This is a genomic window from Psychromonas sp., assembly GCF_041586535.1.
Taxonomy (GTDB): Bacteria; Pseudomonadota; Gammaproteobacteria; order Enterobacterales; family Psychromonadaceae; genus Psychromonas.
Window position 1 is genome coordinate 18,432 of sequence record NZ_JBFGZY010000035.1, and the last position, 9,745, is coordinate 28,176.

Genomic DNA, 9,745 nt, shown 5'->3' on the forward strand with positions numbered 1-9,745 from the left:
TCCCAGTAATCTAAAATATTTTAAGCTGACGCCAGCGCAAGAGAATCTGTTGACGCTAGTGCCAGGGAGTCCTGCGCAATCACCCACTCTTCATTTGTCGGGATGACCATTGCAACAGGAGAACCATTTTTTGTAATGATACCTTGCTCGCCCAATATTGCCGCCTTATTTTTTTCACTATCTATCTGATAACCGAAAACAGTCAGTAATTCTAAGACTTTTGTACGCACAATGTGTGAATTTTCACCAATGCCCCCAGTAAATATAATGGCATCAATACGACCGAGCGGGACTGCATAAGAAGCGATATATTTAGCCAGACGGTAAATAAACATATCCATTGCCAATGTGGCTCTTTCATTGCCTTTTTCATAGTTTTCAGTGATCTCACGGAAATCGCTGGAAATACCGGAAATGCCCAGCAGACCGCTTTGTTTTTGCAGGATATCCATTACCCCGGTGAGGCTGTACTCTTTACGTGTTACTAAGTACTCGATAATGCTCGGATCGAGATCCCCGCAACGTGTGCCCATCACCAGACCTTCAAGGGGCGTCATGCCCATGCTGGTATCGACACTTTTGCCGTTTTTAATGGCAGTAATAGATGCACCATTACCTAAATGCGCAGAGATAACATTCAACTGGTTAACCGGTTTGTTCAAAATTTTCGCAGCTTCCTGGCTGACAAACAGGTGGCTTGTACCATGCATACCGTAGCGGCGAATAGCATACTGCTTATACAGGTTGTACGGCAAAGCATACATAAATGCCTTAGCAGGCATTGACTGATGAAATGCGGTGTCAAATACGGCAACTTGAGGCAGCGTCGGGAAAGCGGCCTGTGCGGCTTTGATACCTAAAACATGTGCAGGGTTATGCAGTGGAGCGAGGGAAGAACAGGTTTCAATACCTTCGAGCACTTCTTCATCAATAATCACTGATTCTGTGAATTTTTCACCACCATGAACAATACGGTGACCGACTGCGGCAAACTGTTCCGCTAACCCGTCTTCTTTGTTGATGATCTCTTCAACAATGTAAGAGATAGCCTGTGAATGCGCGCTGTTGGCAGGCAGGCTGGTCGCTCCTTTTTTGCCGGCTATTTTCCACTTGATACGTGCATCAGGAAGATTAAAGCATTCGGCTAGGCCGCTAATTATTTCATCACCGTTAGTGGCATTTATGACGGCAAATTTTAGAGATGAACTACCACAGTTAAGGACAAGGACAAGTTTGTTGCTCATGAGAAATTCCAGTAATTATAATTGACAATATCAGCATCTCAGTCGCTAAATGCTGAAACGATAAACGTGAGCTGAACCACCAAAATAAATAACTGTTGCTGGTGACCTGGCTCACATGACCTGAAAGGAGTCTACGCCTATGTGATGAAATAACAATCATCAATTAAGAAAAAAATGATTTACATCTCAAGTTTTTAGTTAATTGTGTTATTAAATTATTAATATTAAAAAGCTATTTAAATTCAATGCTATTATTGTTTTGTGTTTTTTGTTGTATGGTTGGTTGTATTTTTATTTGTATTTAAAGTTGTATTTATATTTGCATTTTTTTTGCGGGAGGGTTGTGTTGTTTTTGGTGTTGCCAATTTTGGACTTTCCTGCTAATGTTTGCCTGTTACTTTTCTTTAACTTTTACCTAACTCTTAATTAACCTGTTTGAGGCTCTTTTTTGAATTTATTTTTTAATGTCATCAGAGAAGGCGAACGTTATCTAAAGGTTTGGCCGCAAAAGAACACATTAAACTGCCTGTTTATTGATAGTAAAGTCACTCTCTATACGCGTCTGGCAATTAAAATAACGCCTGCTTTTATTATCTTAAGCATAGGCTTAAGTATTGCTTTTCCTGCGCTATTTGATCCTGTTGCGAGTGCAACATTTGCGTTGTTTTTATTAGGTCTGCCGGTTCAGGGGTTATACTGGTTAGGTAAGCGTTCGCAAAAACGTTTACCGAATAAATTATTACCCTGGTTTATGGCAATCAAAACTAAATTGAGCGTGCAAAGCAGAGCGCAAAACGAGTTGCTCCATCACCCTTGTTATTTTGAACTTGCCTTATTGTTGGAGAAAGCATTTAAGCTGGGCGGTGATGATTTTTTACGGGATCATGAGCTGATTTAAGCTCTGTTATCATTCAGCTGGACGAATTATGATCCACGAGCTTCGAGTCGATAGCTACGAAGCTGGCCGCCCGCATATTTTCCCCTGTGATCCCTTTTTGCTACGCTTGGGGGACGTTAATCTTTCCGGTAAACCTCTATATTAAAATCACATTCAATTTTCCAGCTTTTTTCCGCTAATAACTCCTGCATTTTTTGTTGGTTAAACTTCCAGGCAAAAGGCGTCATATTAATTAAGTCCTTCACTACCTGAGGATTGTCAATAAACAGCGGATAATGCAGATTGAGCTGCTCTACCTTTGTGAAACCGGGCGGAGCCTGGTTTTCTTCCGGGTGCTGATTCACCTGTTCATATATTTTTTCGCGTAATTGGTACAAATGACGGGGGGCGGGGGTCACCGTTACCAGGTACCCCTGTGATTTGATTAAGCGCTGTAATTCACTATCGAGGGAAGGGGCGTAGATGCGCAGCAACAGGTCGATACTCTTATCTGCTAGTGGTACATCATAAGCACTGGCAACGCAAAAATTAATATTATTGTAACGTTTTGCGGCGTAACGGATCGCAACCTTAGAGATATCCAATGCGCTGAAGCTAAAACGTTCCGGCAGTGTGCCTGCTAAATGCGCAGTGTAATAACCTTCGCCGCAACCAAGATCCAGTAAGTGCGCCTGTTCTTTATCAGCTAATAGTACTTTTAATAAATCGCTCAGTTTCTCCGCCAGCAGGAGATATCCGCCGCTATTTAAAAATGCCCGCCTGGCCTGCATCATCTCTTTGTTATCACCGGGGTTTTTAGAATTTTTAGCGTTTACCGGCAGCAGGTTCAAATAACCTTCTTTGGCAATATCAAAATGGTGGTTATTGGCGCATATTTGTGTGTTGTTGGTTTGTTTAAAGGGTGTTTGGCAAAGCGGGCAAGTAAAAGGACTCATAACGGGACTCTATACAAGCAGGTATTATTGCTACCTGCTTTATCTGTGGATCAGTAAATGACGTTGTCGTTATATTGCAGAAGAATGTTTTTGATCGTTTCCATGGTTTCATGGGATGGAGGATTTACGCCTTCTAGAGGGTAAATTTCACCCATGGCTGTCCATTTATGCTTACCGAGTTCATGGTAAGGCAGCATTTCAATCTTTTCGATATTTTTCATCGGTGCAATAAAGCGACCTAATGCGTGAGCATCTTCTTCACAGTCGGTATAACCCGGTACCACCACATAACGCAGGTAAACAGGCTGATTACGTTCCGCCAAGTATTTAGCAAATTCAAGTGTATATTTGTTACTTACATGGGTTAAGTCGATATGTTTATCATTATCCATCTGCTTGATATCCAGTAAGACCAGATCTGTTACGTCAAGTACGCTCTTTACGGTATCATCTAAACGGCGCACAAAACCATTCGTGTCTAAACAGGTATGAATTCCTTCCAGACGGCAAGCTTCAAAAACCGCTTTAACAAATTTTGGCTGCAACATCGCCTCACCGCCAGAGATGGTGACTCCGCCACCTGAAGCGTTCATAAAGTGACGATACTGCACTAATTCTGCCATCAATTCATCGACGCTCATCTCTTTGCCGGCTTCGGTATCCCAAGTGTCGCGGTTATGGCAATATTTACAACGCATTAAACAGCCTTGTAAAAAAATAATAAAACGAATGCCTGGCCCATCAACGGTACCACAACTTTCAACAGAATGAACTCGTCCTGTTACTGACATTAAAAGCCCCTTAAAAACAAATTATTTCATTGCTGTCTTAGCTAAAACACAAATGAAATAAACATGTTGTTATACATAAAAATAAAGGTTTCATCCCGAAGAATGAAACCTTTTTTGATTATAGCAGGCTAACAAAAAAGTTAACCTGTTTATCTTTTATTTTTACAGGTTAGCTGTAAAAGTACGTGAGATAACGTCGTTTTGCTGTTCTTTAGTTAACGAGTTAAAACGAACTGCGTAACCAGATACACGGATAGTCAACTGAGGGTATTTCTCAGGATTTTCCATTGCATCTAATAACATTTCGCGGTTCATAACGTTTACGTTTAAGTGCTGACCACCTTCAATTTCAGGGGTGTGCTTAAAGTAACCGTCCATCAGACCCGCAAGGTTCACTTTTTGTGCATCGTCAGTTTTGCCTAACGCGTTTGGTACGATAGAGAAAGTATAAGAAATACCATCTTGGGCGTATGCAAACGGCAGTTTAGATACTGAAGTCAATGATGCAACAGCACCTTTTTCATCACGTCCGTGCATTGGGTTTGCACCCGGAGCAAAAGGAGTACCTGCACGACGTCCGTCAGGTGTATTACCTGTTTTCTTACCGTACACAACATTTGATGTAATAGTAAGAATAGACTGTGTAGCACGAGCGTTACGGTACATTGGACGAGATTTGATTTTCTTCATGAAGCTTTCAACAAGTTCACAAGCGATATCATCAACACGTGGATCGTTATTACCAAATTTAGGGTAATCACCTTCGATTTCAAAGTCAGTTGCGATGCCGTCTTCGTCACGCACAGGTTTAACGGTTGCGTATTTGATTGCCGCAAGAGAATCCGCTGCAATTGAAAGACCTGCAATACCACATGCCATAGTACGCTCAACGTCACGGTCATGAAGCGCCATTAGCGATGCTTCATAGCTGTATTTGTCGTGCATGTAATGGATACAGTTAAGTGCAGTGACGTATTGCTCAGCTAACCAGTCCATGAAGTGGTCCAGATTTGAGTACACTTCGTCGTAGTTTAATACTTCACCAGTGATTGCCGGTAAAGTTTTTGGACCTACCTGCATTTTTGATTTTTCATCTACGCCGCCGTTGATGGCGTACAGTAATGTTTTAGCAAGGTTGGCACGTGCACCAAAGAACTGCATCTGTTTACCAACAATCATTGGTGATACACAACAAGCAATGGCGTAATCATCGTTGTCGAAATCGTTACGCATTAAATCATCATTTTCATACTGGATAGAAGAGGTATCGATAGATACTTTTGCACAGTATTTTTTGAAGTTAACAGGTAATGCTTCAGACCATAAAACAGTGATGTTTGGCTCTGGAGAAGGACCCATAGTGTATTGTGTGTGTAGGAAACGGAAGCTGTTTTTAGTTACCAGCGTACGACCATCAACACCCATACCACCGATTGATTCTGTTGCCCAGATAGGGTCGCCAGAGAATAGATCATCATATTCAGGCGTACGTAGGAAACGAACCATACGTAATTTCATTACTAAGTGATCGATAAGCTCTTGTGCTTCAGTCTCAGTGATTTTACCTGCCTGAAGATCTTTCTCGATGAAGATATCTAAGAATGATGCTGTACGACCAAATGACATTGCCGCGCCATTTTGTGATTTGATTGCTGCAAGGTAACCGAAGTAAGTCCATTGGATAGCTTCTTTAGCACTTGTAGCTGGGTGAGAGATATCAAAGCCGTATTTAGCAGCCATCTCTTTCATTTGACCTAAAGCACGGTATTGTTCGAAGATCTCTTCACGCAATTTCATAGTATCTTCTAAAGAAGAACCAGCAACCAGCTCAGCTTCTAAGCTTTTATGTTGCTTGGCTTTATCAGCCATTAGGAAATCGATACCGTAAAGTGCTACACGGCGGTAATCACCAATAATACGACCACGGCCGTACGCATCAGGTAAACCAGTTAATACACCTGATTTACGACATTTAAGGATAGCACCTGTGTAAACATCGAAAACACCCTGGTTATGCGTTTTGCGGTATTCAGAGTAAGTCTTTTGGATCGTAGGATCTAATTCTTTACCGTAAACTTTACAAGAACCTTCGATCATACGGATACCGCCATTCGGGATAATCGCACGTTTTAGTGGTTTCTCAGTCTGCAGACCAACAATCGTTTCCAGATCCTGATTGATGTAACCGGCATCGTGAGCGGTGATTGTTGAAACAACGTCAGTATCAAAATCAACAGGAGCATGAGTGGTGTTTTCCTGTTTGATACCTTCCATTACCTTGGCCCAAAGCTCATCAGTCGCTTTAGTCGCGCCAGCCAGGAAGCTTTCATCACCTTCATATGGTGTGTAGTTTTTTTGGATAAAGTCACGAACGTTAACTTCAGTTTTCCAATCTTCACCAGCAAAACCTTGCCATGCAGATGCAAATTTTTCGTTAAGTGTTGTCATAAAGATTTCCCTTTACAGTTTGATGTTAAGATTAAATGTATTTATAAATCCGTTTTGTTGTTTTGATCTGGCTGCGAACGGGCGGAGCCTCTGTCAAAACAACTATCGCGTCCATATTCATTGTGTTTATGGTCGCATAGTTTAATTTTTTGCTGAAAATTGTGGGTTGATCTACCTCTGCTAACCAACCTGTTGGATGCTCAATTTTCGCACAATAGATCATGTCACATAAGCTCAGGACAGGGTGCAATTGTTAATGCGCAGATAATATCGGGACGATATTAAAAACATTCACACAATAACCTGTAATCGCTTGCAGAGTAGCACTCTGTAGCCTTGTCTATTGTCTGTCCGCATTTCAAAAGATGCGAAATAACATCCTAAGAACATGATTAAAAATGTAATGATTTAGAGGTAATTTATATTCCATTATGAGCTGCGGCAGTTTTGCTGTTTGTTGAAAAACACCGGCGTAACTTCACTTCATGTTCTTTTAAAAATGAGAGGTGCTCGATTACCTGTGCGACGAGTCTAACAAATGCTCTCTAGACTAAAATTGATCCAAGTCAACTTATAAAAGATAAATGTAATTTAATTACAAGATGCTTTTTATTCAATTTTAAAGTCAATTAATGTACAGCTTCTGTAATTTTGTTTCTTTTAAGTGTGATCAATGTCTCTTTTTTGGCGCTTTGAATTTGCATAATTAAAATTTGCTCATTTTTCGAAAATAATTAATCGTACGGAATACTAACCTTATTTTTATCATGGTTTATAATTTGTTATGTAGTCACAATAAAAAGATAAGTTGCTTTATTAATAATAAATTATCGTTTTAATATTGATATTTTTAGAGGGAGTAGAGTTATGAATGTTCAAATAATGGTAATAGTTCATGGAAAAGAACACGCGCATTTAATTAAGATTTTATCTGAAAAAACACATGCATTAGGGGGTAAGTGGCTGAACAGTAAGATCACCCATATTGATGATTATTTTGCCGGTTTGATCAAAATTGAAATTGAATCGAAGAGTGCAGATAAGTTAATTGATCAGTTTAAAGGCTTAAATATTAATGTTGAAACGGCAAAATTAGATCGTATTGAGCAGAAGAAAGCAAATCAATTTATTTTAAGTATTGATGCGAAAGATCGTTTTGGATTGGTCAATGATATTTCTGAAGTGTTAGGCGAAAATGATATAAAAATTGAAAGCATGGAATGTCATCGCGTCGGTGGGGCTGACATTGGCGGTATCATGTTCACCAGTGAATTCAAAATTTTAGTTGCCGATGATTTTAATAAAGGGGAGTTGATTGAGTCCCTGCAGACTATCTCAACGGATTTAGTGGTTGATTTACAAACGCCTGCATAATGAATCCCCAATACGCTGAAAAACTAAAAAGGCGGCTATTTTTCAATAGCCGCCTTTTTTATGTTTAAAGCGGGTTTGCCATAAGATATTTAGTTTATAGCAGTGCTGGAATACCGTATTGCCCTTCAAGCATACCAACAGCTAACATCGCCACAAAACAGATAATCAAGACCGAAGCTGGAATGATTACTTTATCTAAGAAGCTTAATTTTTTGGCACGTTCTTTATCACCAATCAAGCCATTGTTATCAAGCAGCATGGTTAACGCCCACGCCAGCACCGGGTTAGCAACCGCTGATGCAAAAATACAGATACCGGCAGACTGTGAGTCTTTTGTATCTTTAATCATCTGCATACCGGCTTCAAGAAGCGGTAAGAATACACCCACAAGCAATGCGATACGCATTACCGGTGGCCATACCGCGACATCCATTGGAAAACCAAGGATAGCAATAATCATTACCAGAGAGCCTAATACGATAGAGCCTGCAGGAATCGGGCGTTTGGCGATCGCCGCCGGGATCATGTAGGTACCCCAAGAGGATGTGATGTTACCACCACCAAGTGATGTACCAACAATTTGACGGATAGAACAAGTGGTCATTGTATCGTCAACATCCATGAGTACCGCATCGGTATTTTTCGGATAGTTAAGCTCCTGGAATATACGGTGCCCTAAGAAATCAGGAGACCACATTGCTACCGCTAAGATTGCAAAAGGTAACGAAGCGATGAAATGCTCTAGATTCGGTAAACCAAGCATCCAGCCTTCAGTTGTACTTCCCCACCAGTAAACAGGACTCAGATGCGGAAGACCCATTTCAGTTTCAAAAGTAAGGTTGAACCCTGCTCCCAGTGCAAGGGCGATAATTAAACCGGTAATAGCACAAGCAGGAATCGCCAGCCAGCGTTTGTTAATACGCGCAAGGAATGCGTAAAGAATGATGTTTACGGCCAGTACGGCTAAACCAACATAGCCCATGCTGCCAGCTGCAACATCAGCAGATTCAAGCCCGGTTGCCCAAGATTGAATCTGTCCTATTTGGCTGAATGCGCCGGTAAAACCCAGGAACACTAATAAACCACCGGCAACTCCTTCACTGGTTAAATTAACCAGTTTAGATCCGCCTTTAAGGTAACTGAGCAGCAGCCCGAATACACCAAGTAGAATTGCAAGTGCAAGCGGGTGTGCACCGGCCAGGGCAATTGCGCCTATCAATGGAATCATCGGACCATGATTACCCGCGAGGTTTGCACGGGGATTAACAAATCCAGATGCGATAACGCAGAAAAGTAATGCAGGAATAAGCATTTCTACCCGTGCTACTTCGATGGCAAATTCTTTACCCAGATTAATATGATCCCAACGCAGGGATAATCCTTCTGCCCAAGATGACATAACCGCCGAGTACATTGCAATAATACCGATTGTACCTGCGATAGCCGGTACCAGATCTTCCCATTCAAAACGGAAGTCACGACCTGGTAGATTTAATGCCCAGCGGCGTGGTTTCATGATTTGCAGTTCATGATCCAGGTAATCCGAGCGGCTTGCAAATTCACTTGCTGGCCTGTGTAATTCACTATAGCTCTTGTCTTTATTCTCTTCCGACATTCGATTGTTACTCCGTTACTATTAGTAAGCGTTAGTTAAAATTAAAATGAATAGGGTTAACAGGTTTAATTAGTAAATGAGAAAATACAGACGACTAATCAGCCTATTGGATGTGTTGCGTAGCTTATATAAAGGATTAAAAATCTGATTGATCTGGATCAGAATAGTGACAATTCTGAAATAAAATTACTAATATTTTATTTAAATTGATGTGATCCAGGCCATAAAAAAACACCCTTCAAAAGCAATGTTGTCTGTATTTTAAGCGCTAAAGTTAAAATTTGACCGCATTGAAACAGTTTAATACCAATTCCGTTAATTAGATGATCTATTTAGGCGTAGGAAAAATGGATGAAAGCAAGGCATTGATTGCAGTAACTAGTTGTTCTAATTACACAAAATCGTATGGAACGATTTTGAACAGCTTTAGCTGGCCACAA

7 protein-coding genes are annotated in these 9,745 nt (G+C 40.8%); 2 read left to right on the forward strand and 5 right to left on the reverse strand.

The window, feature by feature from the left end:
- Positions 1 to 20: 20 nt before the first annotated feature.
- Complete coding sequence (locus tag ABZA00_RS05805) at positions 21 to 1,244, reverse strand: acetate kinase (protein WP_372881201.1); 1,224 nt, start codon at positions 1,242 to 1,244, stop codon at positions 21 to 23.
- Positions 1,245 to 1,692: 448 nt separating this feature from the next.
- Between ABZA00_RS05805 and yfbV the strand changes: the two genes are divergently transcribed.
- Positions 1,693 to 2,142: a terminus macrodomain insulation protein YfbV gene (gene yfbV, locus ABZA00_RS05810; RefSeq protein ID WP_372881202.1), complete on the forward strand. Its 450-nt coding sequence runs from the start codon at positions 1,693 to 1,695 to the stop codon at positions 2,140 to 2,142.
- A 116-nt stretch (positions 2,143 to 2,258) separates the two neighbouring features.
- Here the strand turns inward: yfbV and rlmA are convergent, their stop codons facing one another.
- The 3 genes from rlmA to pflB form a co-directional block, all read right to left on the reverse strand.
- A complete protein-coding gene (gene rlmA / locus ABZA00_RS05815; RefSeq protein WP_372881203.1) occupies positions 2,259 to 3,077 on the reverse strand; it encodes a 23S rRNA (guanine(745)-N(1))-methyltransferase in 819 nt (272 codons plus the stop codon).
- 50 nt (positions 3,078 to 3,127) lie between these two features.
- Positions 3,128 to 3,868 carry a pyruvate formate lyase 1-activating protein gene (gene pflA, locus ABZA00_RS05820; RefSeq protein ID WP_372881204.1) on the reverse strand — a complete coding sequence of 247 codons (741 nt, stop codon included), beginning with the start codon at positions 3,866 to 3,868 and terminating at the stop codon, positions 3,128 to 3,130.
- 162 nt (positions 3,869 to 4,030) lie between these two features.
- A complete protein-coding gene (gene pflB, locus ABZA00_RS05825) occupies positions 4,031 to 6,316 on the reverse strand; it encodes a formate C-acetyltransferase (RefSeq protein ID WP_372881205.1) in 2,286 nt (761 codons plus the stop codon).
- Between the two features lie 867 nt (positions 6,317 to 7,183).
- Between pflB and ABZA00_RS05830 the strand changes: the two genes are divergently transcribed.
- On the forward strand, positions 7,184 to 7,690 hold the full coding sequence (locus tag ABZA00_RS05830; protein WP_372881206.1) for a glycine cleavage system protein R: 507 nt from the start codon (positions 7,184 to 7,186) through the stop codon (positions 7,688 to 7,690).
- A gap of 94 nt (positions 7,691 to 7,784) precedes the next feature.
- Here ABZA00_RS05830 and ABZA00_RS05835 read toward each other — a convergent pair whose 3' ends face one another.
- Positions 7,785 to 9,305 (reverse strand): DUF3360 family protein, encoded by a 1,521-nt coding sequence (locus tag ABZA00_RS05835; protein WP_372881207.1) that lies wholly within the window; start codon positions 9,303 to 9,305, stop codon positions 7,785 to 7,787.
- Positions 9,306 to 9,745: the final 440 nt, after the last annotated feature.

Bases quoted from the DNA above. Each gene is read 5' to 3' on its own strand.
- ABZA00_RS05805 (WP_372881201.1), bottom strand. From the start codon at position 1,244: ATGAGCAACAAACTTGTCCTTGTCCTTAACTGTGGTAGTTCATCTCTA.
- rlmA (WP_372881203.1), bottom strand. From the start codon at position 3,077: ATGAGTCCTTTTACTTGCCCGCTTTGCCAAACACCCTTTAAACAAACC.
- pflA (WP_372881204.1), bottom strand. From the start codon at position 3,868: ATGTCAGTAACAGGACGAGTTCATTCTGTTGAAAGTTGTGGTACCGTT.
- pflB (WP_372881205.1), bottom strand. From the start codon at position 6,316: ATGACAACACTTAACGAAAAATTTGCATCTGCATGGCAAGGTTTTGCT.
- ABZA00_RS05830 (WP_372881206.1), top strand. From the start codon at position 7,184: ATGAATGTTCAAATAATGGTAATAGTTCATGGAAAAGAACACGCGCAT.
- ABZA00_RS05835 (WP_372881207.1), bottom strand. From the start codon at position 9,305: ATGTCGGAAGAGAATAAAGACAAGAGCTATAGTGAATTACACAGGCCA.